This is a genomic window from Gimesia benthica (assembly GCF_009720525.1).
Lineage (GTDB): Bacteria > Planctomycetota > Planctomycetia > Planctomycetales > Planctomycetaceae > Gimesia > Gimesia benthica.
The window spans coordinates 2,411,326-2,435,651 of sequence record NZ_CP043930.1; the positions used below are offsets into that span (position 1 = coordinate 2,411,326).

A 24,326-nucleotide genomic window follows, 5' to 3' on the forward strand; every position below is an offset into this window, starting at 1 on the left:
TCCCGTATCAAGCCGCTTTCCTTCATTCCTGTTTCTTATGGAATCCGATCATGCAGCGTTTCCTTCCCCTGCTCATTCTTTCTGTTGGATTTGGTATTTCGGTCAGTCATGTCAGCCAGGCTGCTGACTGGTCTCAATTTCGAGGTCCTTCCGGGAATGGAGTTTCAGAGTCAACGGGATTACCTACGGAATGGAGTGCCGAGAAAAACATCCTCTGGAAAACGAAACTTCCCGGGCATGGCTCTTCCAGCCCGGTTCTCTTCGGTGACCAGATTTTTCTGACCGCTTATACCGATTACGGTTTGACTGCAGAAGACGACGGGAACCCGGCTGACCTGCGGCTGCACGTCATTTCAATCAATCGGGAAGATGGCAAAATCATGTGGGACCAGTCAGTGGCCCCCTTGAATCAGGTGCAGAAAATCACCAAGCGGATTGTGGATCATGGTTACGCCAGTGGGACGCCCGCCTGTGATGAAACCGGCGTCTACGCCTTCTTTGGTACCTCGGGAGTAGTCGCTTACGATTTGAAGGGAAACCTCAAATGGCAGGCAGATGTCGGCAATAAGACCGCGGGATTTGGTTCTGCCTCCTCGCCGATCCTCTACAAAGACTTCGTGATCATCAATGCCAGTATCGAAAGCGAGACAGTCTATGCTCTGGAGAAAGCGACTGGGAAAGTCGCCTGGAAGGCTGAGAACATCGTCCGGGCCTGGACGACGCCTTCTATCGTCGATGTACCGGGAGGCAAGCAGGAGCTGGTAGTGAATCAGAAAAACCAGATCCTGGGATTCGATCCTGATACCGGTAAACAGCTCTGGACCTGCGAAGGGATTCAGGACTATGTTGTTCCGGTCGTCGTTCAAAACGAAGGCATCCTCTACTGTCTTGGAGGTCGCAGCAATCGCAGTATTGCCGTTCGTCCCGGTGGTCGGGGAGACGTCACAAAAACCCATAAGCTCTGGGAAGTGAACGTCGGTGCCAACGTAACTTCACCCGTCTTCCACGAAGGGCATCTTTATTGGGCCAGCGATCGAGGGATTGCATTCTGTCTGAACGCGAAAAATGGTGAAGTCGTCTATAAAAACCGGCTGCCGACAAAATCCCGGCTGTATGCCTCAATTGTTCTGGCGGATGACAAACTGTATGTCACGACCCGCGACAATGGGGTCGTCGTGCTCAAAGCGGTGCCGGAGTACGTTGAACTGGCTCGGAATGAAATCAAGTCTGATGAAGACCTGTTTAATGCTTCGCCGGCAGTCAGTGAGGGGAGTATTTACCTGCGGACCAACGGTTATCTGTACCGAATAGCGGAGCAGAAATAGAAATAGACCGAAGCGATTCTGGTGAAATCACTTACCGTAGCTCACGACTTTGACGTAGCTCCCCGATACCACCTTCGAACCGCTGGAAATCCCGATTCAGGAGCTCTACAATACGGAGCATGACTGAATCATCGACTCAAAATTCGCACCTCTTCAAAACGATCGGCGTCATTGGCGTCGGTCTGCTGGGAGGTTCTATTGCCGCTGCAGCGCGACAGCGACATCTGGCGGAAACGATTCTCGGAGCAGGACGAAATCCTTCCAGGATGCGGGCTGCCCAGCAGTCAGGACTGCTGGATCGGGGATCAACCAACATCGCAGAGACGGCAGCCCAGTCCGACCTTGTGGTCGTCTGCACACCTGTCAACAATATCGTCCAGTTCATTCGCATCGTGGCTCAAAACAGCCGCCCGGGAACGGTGATTACCGATGTTGGCAGTACCAAGCAGAAAATCTGCTCCGAATTGTATGGGAGCCTGCCTGAGGGAGTCACATTTGTGGCATCACATCCCCTGGCCGGATCTGAAAAAGCCGGATTTGAATTTGCCGACCCCGAACTGTTTGAGGGTCGTCCCTGTGTGGTGACGCCCGATGATCAAACCCCGGATGAGGCCATCGAGCGGGTTAAAGGTTTCTGGGAAGCCCTGGGAATGCACGTTCTGCAGACCACGCCTGAAAATCATGATCGGATTCTGGCAGAAACCAGTCATCTACCGCATGTAATTTCCTCAGCCCTGGCGATGACTCTGTCAGAAGAGAATCGTCCGTTTACGTCTACCGGGTTTCGCGATACGACCCGGATCGCCGGCGGTGACCCATCGATCTGGATCGATATCCTGCTCAGCAACAGCGATGCCATTATTGAAAGCATCGACAAATATACCCAGTCCCTCGCCCGGTTGAGGGAGGCCATCGTCAACCAGGATGAAAAACAGCTGCGTCAGCTGCTGGAAGATGGCAAAAAGAATCACGATGCATTAAATTCAGCACCGTAAGTGGAAACCAGTCTGATCCCGAAAATCCACAATCTCAGCCTGTCCCTGACTCAAATCAACTGTAACGGAACACACTATGCTTTGCGAAGTCGAAATTAAACCAGCCGAGAACCAGATTGACCGTGAAGGTGCACGGATTCTTAAGGAATGTCAGGTTCTGGGTGCGAATTCCATTCGTTCCGTGCAGACGGCTCATTCCTTTCTGCTGGAAGGCAACCTGGATCAGGCCGGCCTCGAACAGATTGCCCGTAATCTGCTGGCTGACCCGGTCGTGGAAACTTTCGAGATTCGCACACTTTCCAGTGAATCGACTGAGTCCGGATCGACCGAACCGCTGCTGAATGTGATGTTCAAGCCTGGCGTGACTGACAACGTGGCCAACAGTGCCCGCGATGCGATTGCTGACCTCGGACTGGCTATCGAGAATGTTGCCACCTGTCGCAAGTACTGGGTCAACTCCGATGCAGACAGCGACGAGATTGATCGCATGGCGTCCAAAGTTCTCTCAAACGACGCCATCGAGTATGTCGTCCGCGGTCCCCTGTTGATGGACAGTATTCGCCTGGGAAGCGAGTACACGTTCGAACTGGTCACAGTACCCATTCGGGATATGAACGACAGCCAGCTGGAAACCCTGAGTCGCGAAGGCCAGCTGTATCTGAATCTGGCTGAGATGCGGACGATTAAGGACTATTACGTCAAACAGGAGAAAGATCCGACCGATGTTGAGCTGGAAAGTGTCGCTCAGACCTGGAGCGAACACTGCTCGCACAAAACCCTCGCTGGCCGCATCCATTTCCGGGATGGTGAACGGGACATCCATTTCGAAAACATGCTCAAAGAAACCATCTTTGCTGCCACAACCGAAATTCGGAAATCACTGGGCGAGAAAGACTGGTGCGTCAGTGTCTTCGCCGACAACGCAGGCGTAATCACCTTCGACGACAAACAGGACGTCTGTTTCAAAGTAGAAACCCACAATCACCCCTCAGCCCTGGAACCATACGGTGGCGCCAATACGGGCCTGGGAGGCGTCATTCGGGATCCGCTGGGTACCGGATTGGGTGGTAAGCCGGTCTGTAATACCGATGTCTTCTGTTTCGCGCCTCCGGATATCTCTTACGATGAACTGCCTGTAGGCGTCTTACACCCCAAGGCGGTCGCCACCGGTGTGGTCTCGGGTGTCCGCGATTATGGTAACCGAATGGGAATTCCTACGGTCAACGGTGCGGTCTACTTTGATGAACGCTACCTGGGAAATCCTCTGGTTTACTGTGGGAACGTCGCGATGCTGCCCGTCGGCAAGTCGGCCAAACAACAGGCACAGCCCGGGCATTATATTGTCGCAGTGGGTGGCCGAACCGGTCGAGACGGGATTCATGGAGCCACGTTTTCCTCAGCAGAGCTGACCTCCGAGAGCGAATCCCTTTCAGGAGGTGCAGTACAGATCGGGAATGCGATCACAGAAAAAATGACAATGGATGTGATCCTCGAAGCCCGCGATCAAGAGCTGTTTTCCGCAATCACCGACTGTGGTGCCGGCGGTTTCAGCAGTGCTGTCGGTGAAATGGGTGAAAAGACGGGTGCAGAAGTCTGGCTGGACAAGTGCCCGCTCAAATACGCCGGCCTGTCCTATACGGAAATCTGGATCTCCGAAGCCCAGGAGCGAATGGTACTGGCTGTGCCCCCGGAAAACTGGGAAGCCTTCGAGAAACTGTGCGCTGATGAAGGAGTCGAAGCTTCTGTCATCGGTCAGTTCACAGACACACAACATCTTGTTTTGAAATACCAGGACCAGATTGTTGGAGATCTGGAGATGGAGTTTCTCCACGATGGACGACCGCCGATCGTGCGTGATGCGGTCTACAAGACACCGGAATTCACCCCGCTGATTCCCACACAGAAAGATGACTACAACAAAGACCTGACTGCCATTCTAAGTTCACTGAATGTCTGCAGCAAGGAGTGGATCATTCGCCAGTACGACCAGGAAGTCCAGGCAGGTAGCGTGGTCAAACCCCTGGTTGGCGTACAAAACGACGGTCCTTCCGATGCCGCAGTGGTACGTCCGGACCTGACTTCGACTCGAGGTCTGGTAATCTCCTGCGGTATGAATCCGCGTTATGGCGACCTGAGCACACACTGGATGGCGGCTTCAGCCATTGATGAAGCCATCCGTAACTGTGTCGCTGTGGGGGCAAATCCCAACAAGATCGCGATCCTCGACAACTTCTGCTGGGGCAATACCGACCGACCGGAAACCCTGGGCAGTCTTGTTGCCGCAGCCCTGGCTTGCCAGGAATTCTCAATCGCCTATGGTTCACCATTTATCAGTGGTAAAGACAGTCTGTATAACGAATTCTCCTACGAGAACGAAAAGGGAGAAAAAGAGACCGTCGCGATTCCGCCTTCTCTGTTGATCAGTGCTATCGGCCAGATTCCGGACGTGAGCAGAGCGATCACAATGGACCTCAAGTCACCCGGCAACCGGATCTTCCTGGTGGGTGCCACCCGAGATGAACTGGGCGGAAGCCATTATGCTCTGGTCAATGAACTGGAGGGGGGAGAGGTTCCGCAGGTCGATAAAGAGGACGCCCCGCTAATCTTCAACGCCCTGCACTCCGCGATTCAGCAGCAGCTGGTACGCAGCTGTCACGACCTGAGCGAAGGGGGCCTGGCTGTGGCAGCGGCAGAAATGGCATTTGCCGGCGGCTACGGAATGAAACTGGATCCAACCCGGTTACCGGAAGCATTGGAACTGTCCACCGCCAGCCTGCTCTTCTCTGAAAGTAACACTCGTTTTCTGATCGAGGTCGCTCCGGATAAAATTGCCGCCCTGCAACTCTGCTTTGGCGAGTTGCCCCTGGTGGAAATCGGGGAAGTCATCGGAAATCGACAGCTCACGATCAAGGGTACTTCCGGAAGCAATGTAATCAATCTCGGCCTGGACGAACTAAAGTCCGCCTGGAAAAATCCACTGGCCTGGGATTAAACGGTCTCAAAGTGGACATTTTTCTGATCTGAGTTTACAAACAAAATTTGCTTTTCCCTGCGCGCCTCTTCCCTGAGAACTCCCGGTTCCCCCCAGAATAATCCTTCCCCGGGGGGCCGGTTCGAGTAGAATAGCGACAGACGTCTGAAAATGGATTTTATGCCAATCATGGGGATCTGTACGGAATATTCCCGGTAGTCCAGATTGACGGGAAACCCCTGTAATTTCTCGGTTTATGGTCGCAAAGTCTATTCTCAGGCATTACGATAGAGTCTTGTCAGACTTGGAATGGCACGTTGTCTGAAATGGTTCGCATGCTCGTTGGCGTGCTCGCCCGGCGTCGATTACCTGTGAAGACAGGAGAGATGAACCAGCAGTTCTTACGGAACATTCTGCTGCAGGCAGTGTTTACCTTTGTAGAAAGGTGTTTAAACGGATGTCGGACGTACAAAATGAATCCACAGGATCTCCCGATCTGGAAATCACGCGGGAGTCGATTGATAAACTGAGTTCTGCCTACCAGCAGATTCATGGCGAAATGTCAAAAGTAATTGTCGGTCAGGATGACGTGATCGAACAGTTGCTGATTGCCCTGTTCAGCCGGGGGCACTGTCTGCTGGAAGGGGTACCCGGGCTGGCGAAAACCCTGATGATCAGCTCGCTGGCACAAACGCTATCGATGTCGTTCAGCCGCATCCAGTTTACCCCCGACCTGATGCCCGCCGACATTACGGGAACCGACGTACTCCAGGAAAATCGCGAGTCAGGCGAACGCGAATTTCGTTTCATTCCTGGTCCGCTGTTTCACAATATGGTCCTCGCGGATGAAATCAACCGAACGCCTCCCAAAACACAGGCAGCGCTGCTGGAAGCGATGCAGGAGCACCAGGTGACTGTCGGACAGACGCGACACCTGCTCAGTGATCCCTTCTTCGTTCTGGCGACACAGAACCCGATCGAACAGGAAGGGACCTACTCTCTGCCCGAAGCACAGCAGGACCGCTTCATGTTCAAAGTGTATGTGAAGTACCCGTCGTTCCAGGAAGAACGACAGATCGCCCGCCGGACAACCTCTGATTCTAACGACAAAATCGAACACGTCTTGACAGCCGTGGATGTACTGGAGATTCAAAAGATCGTACGACAGGTCCCCGTCTCGGACCATGTCATCGATTATGCACTGGCACTGGTCAGACAGACCCGGATCAATGAACCGGGAACCCCTGATTTCATCAATGAGTGGCTGAGCTGGGGAGCTGGTCCGCGCGCGGTACAGAACCTGTTGCTTGGTGGAAAAACACGTGCTCTGTTGAACGGAAACGCTCACGTCTCAACAGAAGATATCAGCGCTCTGGCCGCTCCCGTGTTGCGGCATCGTATCGTGACGAACTTCGCTGCGGAATCGGAAGGGATTACCTCCGACCTGGTGATTGAGCGTTTGATAAAAGAGACACCGTCTAAGGAAGGCGAACTGACCAGTGACCCAAGATTACAGAAAATTTTTGCTGCCTGAAGCCATCTCCCGCATCTCGCGGCTGGAAATTCGGGCACGCTCGATCGTCGAAGGCTTTCTGTCCGGGTTGCACCGTAGTCCTTTTTTCGGCCAGTCGGTGGAATTCGCTCAGCACCGCGAGTATGCCCCCGGAGATGACGTCCGTAATATCGACTGGAAGGTCTGGTCGAAAACTGACAAGTATTACATCAAGCAGTACGAAGAAGACACCAACCTCCGCACCACCCTGCTCGTCGACGTCAGCGAATCGATGCAGTTTGGTACGGGACCGTTGAATAAATATGAATACGGGTGTACGGCAGCGGCTGCCCTGGCTTACCTGCTGCTCAAACAGCAGGACTCAGTGGGGCTGGTCACTTTCGATGACGCCATTCGCTCCAAAGTTCCTGCACTAAGTAAGCGAACTCACCTGAATTCACTACTGAGTGCCCTGGCGGCAGAAAAACCTGCTCAAAAAACGGACATTTATGACGTACTAAAAGAGGTCGCCGAAACGCGATCACAAAAAGGGACGATCATCCTCATATCCGATTTATTCGTTAATCGTGAAAGTCTGTTCAAAGGGCTGCGACTGCTGCAGTATCGCGGACACGATCTGATGCTCTTGCACATTCTGGATGATCAGGAGCTCGACTTTGATTATGCAGGTACGACTCGGTTCGAAGGGATGGAAGAAACAGGCGAACTGGTCTGCGATCCCCGCTCCTTGCGCGAGGGCTATCTCAAGGCTATGCATGAGTTTCTGCATGATGTAAAACGCCGTTGTGCCAGCAATAAATTTGACTATCAGACCATCCGCACCAGCGAGTATCTTGATGCCGCCCTGGCGCATTACCTGAACCACCGGATCGGCATGCAACAGTCGATCCGACAATAAGCAACGAATTGACCACCCCTGACACACTCAACTGATAAATAGTTTATGGAAGCCTGGTTAACACAACATTTTGTGAATTCAGCACTGGTCTATACCGGTGTCGCGATGGTCGCTGCGCCGATCATTATCCATCTGATTAACCGCTTCCAGTACAAACGTGTCCGTTTTGCCGCCATGGAATTCCTGCTGCAAAGCCAGCAGACCAACCAGCGGCGGGTGCTTCTGGAACAACTGCTGCTTCTGCTGCTGCGGATTCTGTTAATCGTCTGTCTGCTGCTCCTGATTGCGCGGCTGATTCTCGATCCGGATCAGCTCTCTATGTTTCAAGGAGCCAAATCGCATCACGTGATCATACTCGACGACAGCGGCTCCATGCGCAATGTCTGGGGTGAGCAGTCGGCGTTTCAGGAAGGACTGCAGGTAGTCCGTAAAATTGCCGCGGAGGGGACGAGTCGTCCCAACACCGAAAAATTCTCTCTGATCCTGCTCTCCCGCGCGGACGCGCCACTGTTCCTGCAACGTGATATCAACGAGGAACTGATCAACGAACTCGATGCCAAGCTCGGTAATCTTACCTGTTCCCATCAGAGCCTTGACCTGAATCAGGGACTGGAAGCGGCTGCGGATCTGCTGAATGAAGACCGGGCGGTGATTAAAACACTGCACCTGATTTCCGACTTCCGTAAAGCAGACTGGCAGGAGAAAAAATCGGTCGCAGCTACGATCGAAAAACTGAGTAGCAACGATACTACGATCAATCTGGTCAGAACGGTTCCCGACTCACAGCCCAACCTGGCGATTACGGAACTCTCGGGCGCTACGGAGGTCGCAGCCGTCGATGTCCCACTCCGGTTGCGTGTCAGCGTTAAAAACTTTGGTGACAAGGTGGCTCAAGATGTCCGCGTCTCGGCGTTTGTCGATCAGAACAAACTGCCGATGAGCATTGTATTTGACAAGATTGAAGCCGGCAGCGAAGTCTCCCAGGATTTTGATGTCGTGTTCAATAAACCGAATCTGCATCAGATTAATGTCAGTCTGAGTAACGATGCACTCGACAGCGACAACGAACGTTTTCTGTCCATTAACGTAAAACAATCAAATCCAGTTCTGATTGTGGACGGAAATCCTTCCGGCAACGAATGGATGTACGTCCAGACCGCGATTGCTCCCGACGCCGCCATCACAGGATTTGCGCCCTCGGTCGAAAATGTCGACTACCTGCGCAGACACCCATTGAATCAGTTTAAGAATATCTACCTGCTTAATGTGACCGAGTTGCCTCTCGATGCAATTGATGCCCTGGAAACATTCGTCAAAAACGGGGGCGGCCTGATCTGGTTCGCAGGCCCCTCGGTCCAGCCTGCGTTTTATAACGACAAACTTTACAAGGAAGGGAACGGACTGTTTCCAGCGCCCCTGGAAATTGCGCCTCGTGACCTGCCTGCACGCGACTCGAATACGCTGGTCGACCTGGAAGTCGGTGACCATCCGCTGTTTTCAGTTTTCGCAGGTCAGGACAATCCCCTGATTGAAGCGGTGTCGATCATGCGTTACTTCCCGATTTCTGCCGAGTGGCTGCAAAATAAGGCTGCCGCCGCTTCGGGAGTCAGCATCATCGCCAAGCTAAGAAATCAGGATCCGCTGATCCTGGAACACCGACTGGGAAAAGGACGCATTATTACCTGTCTGACTTCTGCCGGTCCTGTCCAGACCAGCGAAGGAGAGCCTTGGAATTCCTGGGCACTGAATCCGAGTTATATCGTCTTCCAGTTGGAGCTGCAGAAATACCTGGTCCAGTCTCGCTCCCACGAGCAGGCTGAGACATCCGGGGATCCTATCGCCTTCTCACTGGATGCAGCGACCTACACCGATGAAGTAGAAATCCTGACTCCTGTGACGGCCGGCGGGCGGACCGTACGACTCAAGGCCACTCCCCAACAGGACAGCGACGCGAGTAACTCAGGTGACCTGAAACTGATCACGACTTTTCGCGAGACCGACCAGCCGGGTGTCTACACAGTACAGCTGAAGCGTCAGGACCAGACTGTTGAATCCCAAATGTATGCTTTCAACTTCCCTGTCACCGAAAGTAACCTGGAACTGGCGACGACAGATGAACTCACTGCCGAGTTAGGAAATTCTCCCTCAATTCAGATTCAGGAACCCGGTGAATTCCAGTGGATTCAGGGCCAGGAAGCGGGGCGGGAAATCACCAACACGATTCTGATCATCCTGTTTATACTATTGCTCTGTGAACAGCTGCTGGCTTACCGCCTGAGCTACCATCCCCAGACTGCGAGCGTTGCCGCATGAACCTACTGAGCTCTGTCTCCCAATTCATGATGCTGGCTGCCGACGAAACCACGGCGTTTCGTTCGATCGAATACGATACGCCCGATACCGGCTGGGGCTGGCTGCTACTGTTGGGGGGCTGGCACTGGTACTGATCCTGTCGATCCGCACCATCTGGAAAGATTCGTTTCAGCTGCCTGTGTTCTGGCGTTGCTGGTTGACCGGGTTGCGTCTGGCGGTGCTGATTGCATTGATTGTCATCGTATTTAACCCGCATGAACGCACACAGAAAATGTCGTTCCGCCCATCCCGGGTCGCGGTACTGGTCGACACTTCACTCTCCATGAGGCACCCGAATGAGCTGGTCTCTGCGAATGCAAGTTCCCCCGCCAGTCGAAACGTCCCCAGTCGGATGGAAGCCATTGAAAAACTACTCGCGGACTCTCCTCTGATTGCAGACCTGCAGAAGAGTCACCAGGTCAGTGTCTACACGTTCGACCAGGCCTTGAAAGGGCCACACCATGTCTTCCAGCGTGCGTCACAAGACAAAACTTCCAATACCGAAGAATCAGCTGATACTACATCCACAGAAACGGATACTAAAGTTGACTGGAACACTCTGCTGCAACCTCAAGGGCTCGAAACGAGACTGGGGGAACAGCTGGGGCAGCTGATCCGCGAAATCAATGGTTCAACTCTGTCGGGAATTATCGTGGCCACCGATGGTGCTTCTAATGCAGGCACTGATTTACTCTCTGCCAACGAAGCAGCAAAGGAAGCCAAAGTTCGTCTGATTACTCTCGGGGTCGGCAGTCCGACACGACCGGCTAACCTGCAGGTTTCAAAAATCATCGCTCCCACCGATGTACAGTTCGGCGATGCCTTTGAAATCACCGCTCTGCTGCAGGCGGTCGGAATGCCTGGGAAAAATATCACACTGGAGTTGTTGAAAAAACTACCGGGAGAAGCAGAACCAACGGTAATTGAGTCTCGCGATATTCTATTGCCTACGGAAGACGGCCTGCCGCTGGATGTCAAATTTGAACGGACGCCCGCTGAAGAGGGAGAAATCAACTACGTGATCCGGGTGCGTGGCAATCAGCTGGCCCAGGATGCGAACGCGATGGACAACGAACTGCAACACACGGTGAATGTCTTCAGTCGCCCGACTCGGGTACTGGTGATTGCAGGTGGTCCGATGCGTGATTACCGCTTTGCCCGTACGATGCTTTACCGCCATCCCTCTATCAAGTCAGATGTCTGGCTGCAATCTGCGCCTCCAGGTGTCTCACAGGATGCAGACCAGTTGCTGTATGAATTCCCCGAACGAGCCGACCTGTTTGAATATGATGTCGTACTGGCTTTCGATGTGAACTGGAGCCTGTTATCAGAAGAACAGATGCTGAATCTGAATGAATGGGTCTCCTCCGGGGGCGGTGGTATCGTGCTGGTTGCCGGTGATGTCTATACCCCTAAAATGTCGCTGGAAAGTGACAAGTATCAGTCGATTCTCGATCTGTATCCGGTCTTTATCAATTCCTTTGTGAGGGATTACCTCGATCAGGAAGCAACACAGATTCGCCGCATTGAATGGACACAGGCGGGACTGGATGCCGGTTTCCTGATGCTGACCGATGATCCGGCGACCTCGAAAGAGCTCTGGGAAACCTTCCCGGGGCTGTATCGCTGTTATCCCTCAAACGGAGCCAAAGCTGCAGCGACGGTCTACGCTCATTTCCCCGATCCTAAAACTCAAACCGAACACGGTTTTTCGATTCTGATGGCTTCGCAGTATTTCGGTGAAGGCCGCTGCTTCTACCTCGGCAGTCCCGAAATGTGGCGTCTCCGATCCGTTGATGAAGATTATTATGACCGCTTTTGGACCAAACTGATCCGCAATGTCGGACAGGGACGTACTCGACGTGGTACGAAACGGGGGACCCTGATTCTCGAACGGGATGAGTATGTTCTGGGACAGACGGTCTCGGTACGGGTTCGACTGTTGAATCCCGAATTCCAGCCACTGGTTCAGGAATCGGTGCCGATGGAAGTCATTGACCCGCGCGGACGCCCCCTGGTTCCTAATCTGCTGTTAATGCAGGATCAAAACCGTCCGGGAGAATACACGGCCAGCTTCCGTGCCAGCCTGCCCGGGAAGTATCGTTTCAATGTGACCGTTCCGAATTCCAAGGGACAGGTCGTCGAAGGCAGTCTGAGTGTCCTGCTGCCGCGATTGGAAGATGAATCACTGAGCCAGAATGTCAAAGGTCTCAAGGAACTGGCCCGCGATACAGGTGGTGCGTATCTTGCACTGGAAGAAGCGGAAACCATTCCTACGCTGCTGCCCGACCAGGGTGAAGAATTTTTGATCGACGAACGCTTGAAAACCCTCTGGGACCAAGCTTGGGTCTTCTTCCTGTTAGCAGGCCTGCTGGCGACGGAGTGGCTGACACGAAAACTGTTTAAATTATCATGACAATCAGTAATGGAAAGAATTTCAGGGAACTCCGGCACTTCAATCGACGTCCCAAATGATTGTAAAGCAGACCTATGAATGAACCATCAAAAATCACGCTCCCCCAGGAAATCACCGATCTCCTCAATCGGTTGCGTGGGAAAATCCGCAGATACATTCTGTTGGAAGGAGTTGCCCGGCTGCTGGCAGTGATCGGTCTGATCTTCTGGGCCAGCTTCCTGGTTGACTGGGGTTACTTTCAGCTGAGCCATTTTGAACTGCCGGTCTGGTTTCGAGCCTCGCTGGTCCTGATTTCCGTTTCGGCAATTCTCGTGCTGGCGGTCAGTCTGCTGCTGTTCCGCCTGATGAAAAAAATGCGACGCAAAGCACTCGCACTGGTGCTGGAGCGACGCTTCCCCGAACTGAATGACCGGCTGGCGACCGCGATTGAACTGCACGAGACCCAGGAACCACAGAATGCCCTGACCCGCGCGATGCTGGAACGGACTGTGCATGAAGTGGCCGAGGGCAGCAGACAGCTCCCGCTGGAAGAGGTCTTCGACAAACGTCCGCTGCGGCGTGCTTTTCTCTGCGCGCTGGCATTGTGTATTTCGATCCTGACGCTGGCGGTGTTCAATCAACCGGCGATGGCCCGCTGGGCCAAGGGTTACCTGGAGCTAAAAACCGATTACTGGAATCGAGAGACGGGGCTGGTAGTCAAAGTCATCGCACAGCCTGGTGACCGGGTTAAAGAATTTCAGAATCAGATCTACAAGCACGGGCTGGGCAACGATCTGACCCTGCTGGTGGAAACGGCAGATGGAAAGCAGGCCCCGGAACGCGTCCAACTGACATATCGAATGCAAAGTGGACGGGGAGGCGGCCGGACGGTGATGTCCCGCATGGGAGAAGGCCGTTTTAAACACACGATTACCGATCTGCTGGAAGATATTCAGGTCTGGGTGTCGGGGAATGATTACACCAATCCCGAGCCTTACACCATTGAGATTGTGGAAAACCCCGTGCTGGACCAGATTCAACTCTCATGTGTGTACCCGCCCTACATGGGCCTGAACCAGGTTGAGCCGGCTTCGGGCAAACCAGTCCCCGATCTCCTGGCCGTACAGGGGACTCAGATTTCGATCCCTGTAAATACTGATTTTGATCTGATCTCAAGTGCCAATAAACCGATCACCCGATACCTGTTCGAAACAGATCGTCTCAAACTGCAACTCGAACCACCACGTGAGAATAGCCAGACCGAGAGTTATCTGGCCTGGAAAAACCCTCAGGGAGAAATTGTCACGCAGGTTGAGATCACGGGCCCCCAACTGTCACAGATGTGTGGGTCAGACCAGTTACAGTTCCAGATTCCCTTCACGCTGATCAGTGAAAGTAAACCTCAGTCCGAGGCCCAGAGTGGCTCTCTGCCTGCCCGCATTCCACTCATGGCGGACGAACCGATCCGGATTTATCTGGAGGATGCAGACGGGCTGCTGGTAACCGAACCGATCCGTTTGAGTATCAACGGGATCGTCGATCAACCACCCAAAATTGATACACAACTCAAAGGAATCGGAAAATCCATTACCCGTAAGGCGATGATTCCGGTACAGGGAACGATTACCGATGATTACGGTATCCAGGCAGCACGATTTGATTTCCTGGTCGATGAAGATAAAAACTTCCGCCCCCGGCCGTTCCGCAAGAAACCAAGTGAACGCCCCCGGGAATTCACTCTACAACGGAATGATCAGGAGGAGTGGGAACGTTTTGAGGTCCTCCCATTGGATCTGAAAGTCGGACAGAAAATCAGCCTGACCGTCCATGCAGAAGATGCAGACAACTTGAGCGGTCCGCATCAGGTACATGGGGAAACCTATCACTTTGAAATTGTTACCGACGAAGAGCTACTCTCCCAGCTCTATTCCAAGGAACTCAATCTGCGGAAACGCTTCGAACAAATCTTCAAAGAAGTCACACAGACGCGCGATGAACTGACTGAGCGTATCGAACAACTTAAGCAGGCAGAATCGATCAAAGCGAGACAAAAGCAGGGACAAAGCGATCCCAAATGGAATGACACACTGCTGGAAATCCAGACGGCGGTCGCGGTTTCAGCCGATCGCAGTTTGTACGGCAGCCGCAAGAATGCGACTGAAACCGCGTCGATCGTTGAATCATTTCATGACATCCGAGAAGAGCTGGTGAACAACGGAGTCGCCACTGCACAGATTCTGGGCCGGATTGACGACAAAATTCTCAAACCCCTGACCATGATCCACGAGCAGGACTTTCCCGAGGTCGATCAACACCTGGGACTGCTCCGACTGGCTATCGAGAAACAAAATGACCCCTTGCCGGAAATGCAGACCAGCATTGAACTTTTGAACGCCATGCTGAACCGGATGCAGAGTGTCCTTGATGAAATGCAGGACCTGCTGGAGTTTCACGAAGCCATTGAAATGCTGAAGAATCTGATTGAACGCGAAAAAGAATTAACCGAAGAGACAAAAAAATATCGCAAAAACAAGCTGCTCGATCGTCTCAAAGGGTTGGGGCTGGAATAATCTGTCGCCAATCTGTGCTTCGGTCAAAATGCGATTTTCACCCCGCTTTTGACTGAACACAAAAACATGCTTCGAACATGGTCCCCGACATGATATAATAAATTACTGTGCTTTCTTCTCAGCGCGCTCATTATGTTGAGAAAGACACAGCCCTTACGTATTCCCTCCCTATCGGTTCTGAGTTCATTATGAATTTTCTGTCAGGAGCACTTCTTATGTTGAATCGCCCCCGCATCGCCTGCCTGCTGTTCGCGATCACTGGCGTTCTATTGTGTGCCCCTGTGACCTTCGCTCAGGACAATGCCACAGACTCCGGGGCTGCTAACGGGAAACGAGATCTCTCTGATAAACAGGAAGCGATCTCCCAGCAGTTCAAGCGATTTGAATCGACGCTGCACGATCTGGGCGAGTACATGAAAAAGACCGACCCTGCCCGGGCCGACCTGCTGTTTCGGGCCTTTGGTCAGAGTAAACAGAATCAGATGACGGTCGAAATGCAGAGGGTCCTGCAGATGCTGCAGGACGGGCAACTGGGTGAAGCGGTCGAACGGCAGGAAAACCTGCTTCAAAACATGCAGGCCCTGCTCGCGCTGCTTCAGAGCGAAGACCGCATGAGTGAAGTGGAGAAAGAAAAAGAACGGCTGCAGAATCTGCTCAAAGATGTAAACCGGTTGATCGGCCAGGAACGGGACGTCAGAGCGGCAACGGAACGCGGAGGTAAACAGGCTGATCTCCAGGATAAACAGCAGAAGACCGCTGATAACGCGAAAAAGCTGGAGGCGAAGATCGACCAGCAGGATGCAGAGAAGAATAAGGACTCACAGCAGTCTGAAAATAAAAATGATCAGGAACAGAAAGATTCCGATCAGAAGCCATCAGGAGAGCAGAAAGAATCTGACTCGAAAGAAGGCAAACCCGAATCAAAGTCTGATCAAAAATCGGATCAGTCTCAGGATTCCAAATCTCAGAATAAATCTCCCCAACAAGGGAAATCAGACCAGAGTCAGAAAGGCTCTCCCCAGGAAAAGTCTCCTCAGCAGGGAGAGCAGTCTCAACAACAGCAACAGCAGTCTCAACAGCAGTCTCAACAGCAACAATCGCAGGAACAGCAGCAATCCCAGCAGGGGCAACAGAAACAGTCGCCGCAGTCAGAGAGTCAGCAGCAACAGCAGAAAACTCCCGGACGCGAAGAACTGGAAAAAGCCCGTCAGGAGATGGAAAAAGCGATTGAAGAACTGAAGAAGCAGCAGAAGGAAAACGCTTCGAAACATCAGGACGAAGCGATTCGTAAACTGACAGAGGCCAAAGAAAAGCTGGAAGAGATGCTGCGTCAGTTACGTGAAGAAGAACGCGAATTGAAGCTGGCTGCGATGGAGGCCCGCTTGCAGAAGATTCTTGCACAGCAGAAACGTGTCTATGCCGGCACCCTGTCGATCGATCAGGTACCAGAAAAAGAACGCAACAGCCGTCATACCGCAAGAGCGGTTCAGTTATCGCGCGAAGAGACCATGATTGGAACCGAAGTCGATAAAGCGATTCTGATGATTAAAGACGAAGGTTCCTCTGTCGCCTTTGGTGAAGCTCTGACTGAGGTGCGAGAGGATGTGCAGTCGGTCTCGTATCGGCTCAACCAGACTAAGGTCGGTACCCTGACACAGGAAATCGAGCAGGATATTATCAGCACGCTGGAAGAAATGATCGAAGCGCTGCAGAAAGAGATGGAGAAATCGGAAGACGAGAAGAAACAGCAACAGCAGCAACAACAGGGCGCTCCCAAAGATAAATCCCTGGTCGACATGCTGGCTGAGGTCAAGATGCTCCGTTCCATGCAGTTACGAGTGAATAACCGAACCCGCCGCATCGAAAAACTGGCCCAGGAAAAGGATGCCAATCGTGCTGACCTGCTGGAACAGTTGCAGAATCTGGCGGATCGACAGACACGTATCCAGAATGCCACCTACATTCTGGCTACCGGAAAAAACAAATAGCAGCGTACCTGTTTTACACAAAGGTAACAGACCAAGATGAAACAGCAGTTACTCAACTGTCAAAATCAAAGCGGCATCAGAAGCCTGCTCAAAGTGTGCGTTCTGCTGCTCCTGTGGAATGGTCCCGGCCTGACGGTGTATGGGCAGATTTCAGAGAAAGACGCCCTTCCGTTGGAAACGAAAGCACAGAAACCGGCTGAAGAAGAAAAGACGGTACTCTACGCGGCTCCATCAGCCGTCGATCTGAAAATTCAGCTGGAGACCTGGACCGTCGAACAGAAAGCCAAAGATCCGGCACAGTTAAAGCGGGTCGCATCCCTGCTGGCCAAACTGGATCCCAGCCTGAATGCGGAAGACAAACTGAATCTGACCATGCAGGTCTTTGCCGAAGTGAAACCGGAAGCCCGTGAAGTGGCCCGCGCCTATCAGCTGTCGGAACAGTACCCGGTCTTTTCTAATCAACCACTTCTGGTAGAGGGCAAAGCCGATCAATTCTATCTGGCCAATCTGCGATACTACGTCGCCCGCAACCTGACGCAGTATCGCATGGTCGATCAGGCACTGGTAATTTTCAATACCATCCAGCCCGATCAACTGGTCGATCCAGCCGGATACCTCTTTTACAAAGCAGTCTGCGAGCATCATCTCCTGCAGAAAGAAGCTTGTGATAAGACACTGACACAACTGCTTGATCGGACTCAGGAAATCCCTGAACGCTATCGACAGTTGGCCACACTGATGCAGGCAGATCTCGCATCGCTTAAAGAAGACAGTCTTGATGAAATCTCCCGCAAGATGAGCGATGTCGAGCGACGTCTTGACCTGGGTAAGTCGGGGAAAGACACTCAGAAAGTGGAAGATGAAATCATCGCGGCTCTCGACAAAATGATCAAGAAAATGGAAGACCAGTCCAAGAACAGTCCTTCCTCCGGTTCGGGTTCCAGCAGCTCCGGTTCTCCTGAGCAGGGCGCAGACGAAAGCCGCGTCAAAGGGTCTACAGCCCCCGGCGAGGTCGACAAGAAGAAGCTGTCGAATAATGGAGGCTGGGGAACACTGCCTCCCAAGAAACAGGCCTCGGCCAAAAATATCATTAACCGTAATTTCCCTTCCCACTATCGGAAGGCCATCGAAAAGTACTTTAAAAAGCTGGCGACCGAGAAAGCGAGTTCCGGCAAATAAGCGACATGCCAGACCGTATTTCGCCTCGATTTGAATAGAATACTGGAGACGTTTATGCATTCCCTGTTTTGTGCCACCATGACCATGCTGCTGGCAGCCTCCCCCGGAGTCGAAGTGACCTCTCTGACGGGAACGAGCGTTTCAGGTCAGCTGCAGTCAATGAATCAGGGGACGATCCAGCTGAAACAGGGGCAGGATGATCGACAGTATCCCCTCTCGGGTGTGTTGAATGTACGGTTCCCGCAGAATCGCTTTCAACGCACACTCGAAACTCCTCTAATGGTGCGGCTGGCTGATGGTTCCCGTTTTCCGATTCAGGATCTGAAGAGTAATGATCGGGAGACTGTTCTGCAGGGGGAGCAGACGGGAAGCCTGAGTGTTCCTACCAAAGCGGTCACATCCGTTCGCTTCGGAGCCCTGAATTCCGATCTTCAGAAATCATGGGACAAACTGCTTAACGGAAAACATAGTAAAGATCTGCTGGTCGTCCAGAAAGAAAATGTGCTCGACTACATTGATGGTGTTGTCGGCAATATCACCGCTGACCGGATTCAGTTCTTTGCCGGTGAAGATGAAGTTCCCGTCAATCGTCAGCGGGTCTTCGGCATTATTTACGCTCGTCCAGCGACAACAGAGACGACGCCCTTCTGTTCAATCAAGCTGACAGATGAAGGTACCCTGCAGGCTTCAGCAATTTCTTATAACGGAACAGATTTCGAAGCCACTCTGCAGACAGGAGCCCGCACCAGGCTTTCTCCTTCGGTAATCGCGAATCTGGATTTCAGCCAGGGAAAAGTACGTTATCTATCCGATCTGGAACCACGCAATATTGAATACACGCCCTTCTTCGACACCGTCTGGAAGTATCGCCGTGACAAACATCGCGATGGAGGACCGCTGCGCGTGGGTGGCAAAGAATACACACGGGGGCTCTATATTCATTCCAAAACCCTGCTGCAGTATCGACTCAAAGACGACTACCGCCGTTTCCGGGCTGTGATGGGAATTGACGACTCGGTCCCCGGTATCGGATTTGTATATGTGGAAATCAAAGGCAATGGCCGTACGCTCTTCGCCGGCAACGTAAAAAGTTCTGACTCACCTGTCGATTTAGATCTGGATGTCAGTGGCGTCCGTGACCTGGAAATCCTGGTTGATTTTGGAGATAACCTGGAAATCTGCGATCACCTGGACCTGTGTAATGCCCGCCTGATTAAATAACCCGGACTCGTGAATGACTCTCCCGAAAACGGGTTGGTCTACTGCGGTCCTGAATGATAAGGGAAATCAATGCAGAACGTTTTTTTCTGTGCGCTGTTGATCATCGGCCTGCTCTGCCAGGCTCCCGCGTCAGCTGACACTTCGAATGTAGATCCAGCCGTACTGGCTGCCCAGAAGCAGAGAATTGATGTCATCAAAGCAGTCTCTCCTTCGGTTGTTGCCATCTTCGGTGGTGCTGGAGATGGAGGTGGCTCGGGTGTGCTCGTCACTTCTGATGGCTACGCGCTGACCAACTTCCATGTCGTTTCCGGTGCGGGTAACTTCATGAAGTGTGGACTGAATGACGGCAGGCTGTATGACGCTGTCATTGTCTCTATTGACCCGACCGGGGATGTGGCTTTAATCAAACTGCTGGGCCGTAATGATTTTCCCGTCGCGAAACTGGGGAACAGCGACACAGTTCAGGTGGGTGACTGGGCCTACGCGATGGGTAACCCGTTCCTGCTGGCAACCGATTTCCAGCCGACGATCACCTACGGGATTGTCAGCGGCGTACATCGCTACCAGTACCCGGCTGGAACATTCCTGGAATACACCGACTGTATCCAGGTAGACTCATCCATCAACCCCGGGAACTCGGGCGGCCCCCTGTTCAATGACCAGGGTGAGTTGATCGGCATCAATGGTCGTGGCTCGTTTGAAAAGCGGGGACGCGTCAATTCGGGAGCAGGCTACGCGATATCGATCAATCAGATCAAACACTTCTGGGATCATCTCAAGAGCGGCCGAATTGTCGACCATGCGTCGCTGGGAGCCACCGTGGCGACCGGTTTTGATGCCAAAGTGGATGTGGCTGAGATCCTGGAGGACTCAGACGCGTATCGCAAAGGGCTGAGGCTCGGAGATGAGATTGTCTCCTTCGCCGGTCGCCCAATCCGCAGTGTGAATCAATTCAAGAACATCCTGGGGATTTACCCTGCAGGCTGGACATTGCCTCTGGTCTATCGTCGAGATGAGCAGAAAACGAAAATTTACGTCCGTCTGCAGCCACTGCACACGGCTGCGGAACTCCAGGAACATGTAAGTTCCCCCAAGATGCTCCCCGAGGAAAAACCGGACGACGAGGATCCCAAACAGCCGAAGATGCCGATCCCCATGCCTCATGGACATCCCGCTCCCCCTGCACCGCCGGAACAGTACAAACATCTGTATGTTCCCAAAAGCGGTTTTACCAATTATTACTTCAATCAAAAGCAACAGGAGCGTCTGTTACAGGCGCTGCACGCTCACAGTAACTTCGCTGATCGCAAAGGCAACTGGACGCTGATCGGCAAGCTGGATAACGGAGCAGACTTCACACTCACGCTGGCTGACAAAGGGATCGGCCTGGAGTCAGGTAATGACGTTTTCCTGCAATCACTGGAAACAGGGATGCCTGTCGACGAGCCCCCAGGAACAGGTGGACTGCTGGCAGCCCTGCATCACTTCCGCCTCTTGCTCTCCGGACAGTCAGATCGTTTTACGGATTTCTATTATCTGGGTAGCGAACCCCTGGATGGGAAAAACGAGATGGTCGACGTCATGGTAGCCACACAAACCGGCACCATCTCCCGCTGGTATTTCAACAAGTCGGACCTTTCGCTGCGTGGATGTGATTTCTACCTGACGGAGAATTCAGAACCCTGCTCGATCCGCTTTGAACAGTTTCGCACACTCAACGGACAGAAATTTCCGGGTGAGCTTGATGTCCAGTATGAAAACCGTCCTGTGATGAAATTGAAAATTGATCAGCTGAAACTGGAAACCACGGACGCCAGCGGGAAATAGCATCCTTTCGTGATGAAAGTAAATATTCTGTGAATCAAGCTAAATTAATTAAACCGGTCCTGATCTGTATCTGCCTGCTGGGAGCACTGTTGGTTCCCCTGCACAGGTTGGATGCCTCTTCGCGCGAGACGATTCAATATGCCCTGCCACGCCTGGTCAAAATTTTTGGGGCGGGGGGAGTTAAAAATCTATACGGCTACAGTTCCGGTTTTCTTGTTTCTCCAGAAGGTCATATTGCCACGATCTGGAGTCCGGTGCTGGATACGGACCAGTTGTCGGTCGTACTGCACGACGGGCGACGTTTTGAAGCGGAAGTCCTCGGAGCCGAACCTCACCTGGATCTGGCGATTATTAAACTCAAATCAGAACGTGACCTGAATCTGCCTTACTTCAATTATGAAGAAAAAGCGACCGCAGGTGCAGGCACACGGATCCTGGGTTTCAGTAATATGTTCCGTGTCGCCACGGGAGACGAACCGGTCTCCGTGCTGCATGGTGTCATTGAAGCCCGCACCGATCTCCCCCGGCGGAGAGGCGCCTTCGAACTTTCTTACACGGGTGACGTCTACGTGGTAGACGCGATTACGAATAACCCCGGAGCTGCAGGCGGGGTGATCATGACCTATGATGGCAAACTGCTGGGGATGATTGGCAAACAGGTGCGTAACGCCAAAACAAATACCTGGGTGAATTATTCTCTGCCCATTGATGTGCTAAGCAAAAGTATCAGGCAGATCGTGACCGGCAAATTCGAATCCAGCGAAGACCAGAATGAACCGGAACCTTCCATCGTTGAACGTTACAAACCGATTGATTTTGGTCTGGTGATGGTCCCCGATGTCTTATTTCGTACCCCCGCTTTTATCGACACTGTTCTCCCCGGTTCCCAGGTCGCTCAGGCAGGTCTTAAACCCGACGACCTGGTGGTCTTCGTAAACGATGAATTGATCAAGTCCTGTAAAACCCTCAAATCAGAGCTGGGAAAACTGGAAGCCGGTGATACCGTCAGGCTGGTCGTCCGCAGAGAAAACCAGCTGGTTGCCGTTGAACTCCAGGTCCCGCCCGAAAAAAAATAAAAGAGTGATACCCCTGTTATGAGAAGACATTTAATTCTGTCGCTGCTGCTGTTCTGGATCGCGTGCGGTCTGGGGAGTTCTCTCCTGCCAGCCCAGGCTCCTGCCTCTGATCTGGAGAGCCTGGAGGAACGTGCCTTTAAACAGGCTGCAGCGCTGATGAACCCGTCCATCGTACGTATCGAAACGGTAGGCGGACAGGACCGGGTAGGAAAACTGATTACCGGCACCGGTCCAACATCAGGAGTCGTCGTCAGCCGGGACGGCCTGATTATCTCCAGCGCCTTTAATTTCATCGGCAAGCCGTCTTCAATCCTGGTAACACTGCCCGATGGACGTCGCTTCCCTGCCGTCGTTGTGGCTACCGATCATCTGCGAATGCTGACCCTGCTTAAAATTGAAGCGGATAATCTGCCGATTCCGACTGCTGTCCCGGAAAAAGATCTGCAGGTCGGGATGTGGTCGATCGCGCTGGGACGCACCTTTGAGCTGGATCAGCCCAGTATCTCGGTTGGAATTGTCAGCGCCCTGGAACGTATCTGGGGGAAGGCAATCCAGACCGATGCCAAGATTTCTCCCATCAATTATGGTGGTCCCCTCGTTGATATTCAGGGACGGCTGATGGGCATCCTCGTTCCGCTTTCTCCCGGTGCAACAGGAGAGACGGCAGGAGTCGAATGGTATGACTCAGGGATCGGTTTTGCGATCCCCATGACCGACGTGTTGAAAGTCATCCCCCGCCTGAATACCGGCAAGGATCTCCATCCCGGGCTGCTGGGAATCACCTTGAGTGGCAAAGGGGATCTCTCGACCGAAATGAATCTGGATCGCGTCCGTTATGGTAGCCCTGCACAGGAAGCGGGTCTCAAAGCAGGAGACACGCTCATCAAGTTGAATGACAAACTGGTGGCGTTGCACTCTGAGGTGAAATCGGTCCTGATGAGCCTGTACGCAGGCGACACAGTCAGCCTGACCGTGACCCGCGAAGGAGCCAAAGAACCGTTAACCTTCAAAGCCACTCTGACAGAAAAACTGGTCCCCTTCGAATCCGGCTTCCTGGGGATTCTCCCTGTCAGAGAGGCTCAGAATCAGACAACAACCGGCGTCGGTGTACGCTATGTAATTCCCGATTCCGCTGCTCAGAAAGCAGGTGTGAAAGCCAAAGATCGGATCCTGGAATTTAATCAGCAGAAAGTTACCAGTGCAGAAATGCTGGCATTTCTGGTAAACCATCTGCGTCCTGAAGACCAGGCATCCCTGCTGATTTCACGCGATGAGAAACCAGTGAAGATGGACGTCAAACTGCAGAAGACTCCCGGTGCCGTTCCCGCAGAAATCCCCACACAGGCGATCCCCTCCCGGACCGCCCAGGAAAATAAAACGCAGAAGATCAAAGTAGGCCACTACAAAGAGAAGCTGCCTGGCAGTGATTCGAGTTACTGGGCCTATGTGCCGGAGAATTATCATCCTGACTACGAGTACGGTTTGATGGTCTGGATTCATCCTCCCGGAAACACAATGGAATCGACTATCTTCAATGAATGGAAGAGTATCTGTGAGCAACGGGGGATCATCATCGTCGGGCCAGCAGCGGAGGATGTGATTCGCTGGAACCGGGATGAAACGGAGTTTGTAGAGGCAGTTGTGAAGTCGATGCAGCAGCGGTATGACATTGATCCTACCCGGATCTTCCTGCTGAGCCATGCTGATGGAGCTGATTTCGCTTTTGATCTCGCATTTAAATATCGAGAACTGTTTCGGGGTGTTGCAGTCACCGAAGGGTCACTCAAAAGCCGACCTCCGGAAACCGATCCAGATTATCCCCTGAGCCTGTACTTTGCTCTGAATGCCCACAATCCTTTGAACCAACTACTTCAACCCCGGCTGGACCTGATCCGCGAGATGAATTACCCCACGGTGTTTCAGCTCATCAAAAATGATCAACAACCGGGCGAGTATCCTGAGAAACCATTTCTCGAAGAAATTGGTCGCTGGGCCGACAGCCTGGATCGGATTTAA

At 52.7% G+C, this 24,326-nt stretch carries 15 protein-coding genes; all 15 read left to right on the plus strand.

The window, feature by feature from the left end; translation table 11 throughout:
• Positions 1-50: 50 nt before the first annotated feature.
• Positions 51-1,325 (plus strand): outer membrane protein assembly factor BamB family protein, encoded by a 1,275-nt coding sequence (locus F1728_RS09105; RefSeq protein ID WP_155363837.1) that lies wholly within the window; start codon positions 51-53, stop codon positions 1,323-1,325.
• A gap of 119 nt (positions 1,326-1,444) precedes the next feature.
• On the plus strand, positions 1,445-2,320 hold the full coding sequence (locus tag F1728_RS09110; RefSeq protein WP_155363838.1) for a prephenate dehydrogenase: 876 nt from the start codon (positions 1,445-1,447) through the stop codon (positions 2,318-2,320).
• 76 nt (positions 2,321-2,396) lie between these two features.
• Positions 2,397-5,312 carry a phosphoribosylformylglycinamidine synthase subunit PurL gene (purL, locus tag F1728_RS09115; RefSeq protein ID WP_155363839.1) on the plus strand — a complete coding sequence of 972 codons (2,916 nt, stop codon included), beginning with the start codon at positions 2,397-2,399 and terminating at the stop codon, positions 5,310-5,312.
• 436 nt (positions 5,313-5,748) lie between these two features.
• On the plus strand, positions 5,749-6,825 hold the full coding sequence (locus F1728_RS09120; RefSeq protein ID WP_145037294.1) for an AAA family ATPase: 1,077 nt from the start codon (positions 5,749-5,751) through the stop codon (positions 6,823-6,825).
• Positions 6,791-7,702, plus strand: a complete 912-nt coding sequence (locus F1728_RS09125; protein ID WP_228030579.1) for a DUF58 domain-containing protein — start codon at positions 6,791-6,793, stop codon at positions 7,700-7,702. The genes F1728_RS09120 and F1728_RS09125 overlap by 35 nt, the downstream gene beginning before the upstream one ends.
• Before the next feature lie 45 nt (positions 7,703-7,747).
• The gene (locus F1728_RS09130) at positions 7,748-10,015 is read left to right on the plus strand and encodes a BatA domain-containing protein (protein WP_155363840.1); all 2,268 of its coding nucleotides are present in this window, start codon (positions 7,748-7,750) and stop codon (positions 10,013-10,015) included.
• The gene (locus F1728_RS09135) at positions 10,012-10,149 is read left to right on the plus strand and encodes a hypothetical protein (protein WP_155363841.1); all 138 of its coding nucleotides are present in this window, start codon (positions 10,012-10,014) and stop codon (positions 10,147-10,149) included. Before F1728_RS09130 ends, F1728_RS09135 begins: the two co-directional genes overlap by 4 nt.
• A 62-nt stretch (positions 10,150-10,211) precedes the next feature.
• Positions 10,212-12,470 (plus strand): vWA domain-containing protein, encoded by a 2,259-nt coding sequence (locus F1728_RS09140; RefSeq protein WP_155363842.1) that lies wholly within the window; start codon positions 10,212-10,214, stop codon positions 12,468-12,470.
• 74 nt (positions 12,471-12,544) lie between these two features.
• Positions 12,545-15,019, plus strand: a complete 2,475-nt coding sequence (locus tag F1728_RS09145) for a hypothetical protein (protein ID WP_155363843.1) — start codon at positions 12,545-12,547, stop codon at positions 15,017-15,019.
• 215 nt (positions 15,020-15,234) lie between these two features.
• Positions 15,235-17,007, plus strand: coding sequence for a V-type ATP synthase subunit I domain-containing protein (locus F1728_RS09150; RefSeq protein WP_155363844.1), 1,773 nt, complete (start codon positions 15,235-15,237; stop codon positions 17,005-17,007).
• 36 nt (positions 17,008-17,043) lie between these two features.
• Positions 17,044-18,186, plus strand: coding sequence for a hypothetical protein (locus F1728_RS09155; protein ID WP_155363845.1), 1,143 nt, complete (start codon positions 17,044-17,046; stop codon positions 18,184-18,186).
• 54 nt (positions 18,187-18,240) lie between these two features.
• Positions 18,241-19,407 carry an NPCBM/NEW2 domain-containing protein gene (locus tag F1728_RS09160; RefSeq protein ID WP_155363846.1) on the plus strand — a complete coding sequence of 389 codons (1,167 nt, stop codon included), beginning with the start codon at positions 18,241-18,243 and terminating at the stop codon, positions 19,405-19,407.
• A gap of 69 nt (positions 19,408-19,476) precedes the next feature.
• Entirely contained in the window at positions 19,477-21,234 is a 1,758-nt protein-coding gene (locus F1728_RS09165; protein ID WP_155363847.1) for a S1C family serine protease, read from the plus strand.
• Between the two features lie 29 nt (positions 21,235-21,263).
• Positions 21,264-22,310 carry a S1C family serine protease gene (locus F1728_RS09170; RefSeq protein ID WP_155363848.1) on the plus strand — a complete coding sequence of 349 codons (1,047 nt, stop codon included), beginning with the start codon at positions 21,264-21,266 and terminating at the stop codon, positions 22,308-22,310.
• An 18-nt stretch (positions 22,311-22,328) separates the two neighbouring features.
• Positions 22,329-24,326, plus strand: a complete 1,998-nt coding sequence (locus tag F1728_RS09175; RefSeq protein ID WP_155363849.1) for a PDZ domain-containing protein — start codon at positions 22,329-22,331, stop codon at positions 24,324-24,326.

Coding starts and splice junctions, on each gene's coding strand:
- F1728_RS09105 (WP_155363837.1), top strand. CDS start 51: ATGCAGCGTTTCCTTCCCCTGCTCATTCTTTCTGTTGGATTTGGTATT.
- F1728_RS09110 (WP_155363838.1), top strand. CDS start 1,445: ATGACTGAATCATCGACTCAAAATTCGCACCTCTTCAAAACGATCGGC.
- purL (WP_155363839.1), top strand. CDS start 2,397: ATGCTTTGCGAAGTCGAAATTAAACCAGCCGAGAACCAGATTGACCGT.
- F1728_RS09120 (WP_145037294.1), top strand. CDS start 5,749: ATGTCGGACGTACAAAATGAATCCACAGGATCTCCCGATCTGGAAATC.
- F1728_RS09130 (WP_155363840.1), top strand. CDS start 7,748: ATGGAAGCCTGGTTAACACAACATTTTGTGAATTCAGCACTGGTCTAT.
- F1728_RS09135 (WP_155363841.1), top strand. CDS start 10,012: ATGAACCTACTGAGCTCTGTCTCCCAATTCATGATGCTGGCTGCCGAC.
- F1728_RS09145 (WP_155363843.1), top strand. CDS start 12,545: ATGAATGAACCATCAAAAATCACGCTCCCCCAGGAAATCACCGATCTC.
- F1728_RS09150 (WP_155363844.1), top strand. CDS start 15,235: ATGTTGAATCGCCCCCGCATCGCCTGCCTGCTGTTCGCGATCACTGGC.
- F1728_RS09155 (WP_155363845.1), top strand. CDS start 17,044: ATGAAACAGCAGTTACTCAACTGTCAAAATCAAAGCGGCATCAGAAGC.
- F1728_RS09160 (WP_155363846.1), top strand. CDS start 18,241: ATGCATTCCCTGTTTTGTGCCACCATGACCATGCTGCTGGCAGCCTCC.
- F1728_RS09165 (WP_155363847.1), top strand. CDS start 19,477: ATGCAGAACGTTTTTTTCTGTGCGCTGTTGATCATCGGCCTGCTCTGC.
- F1728_RS09175 (WP_155363849.1), top strand. CDS start 22,329: ATGAGAAGACATTTAATTCTGTCGCTGCTGCTGTTCTGGATCGCGTGC.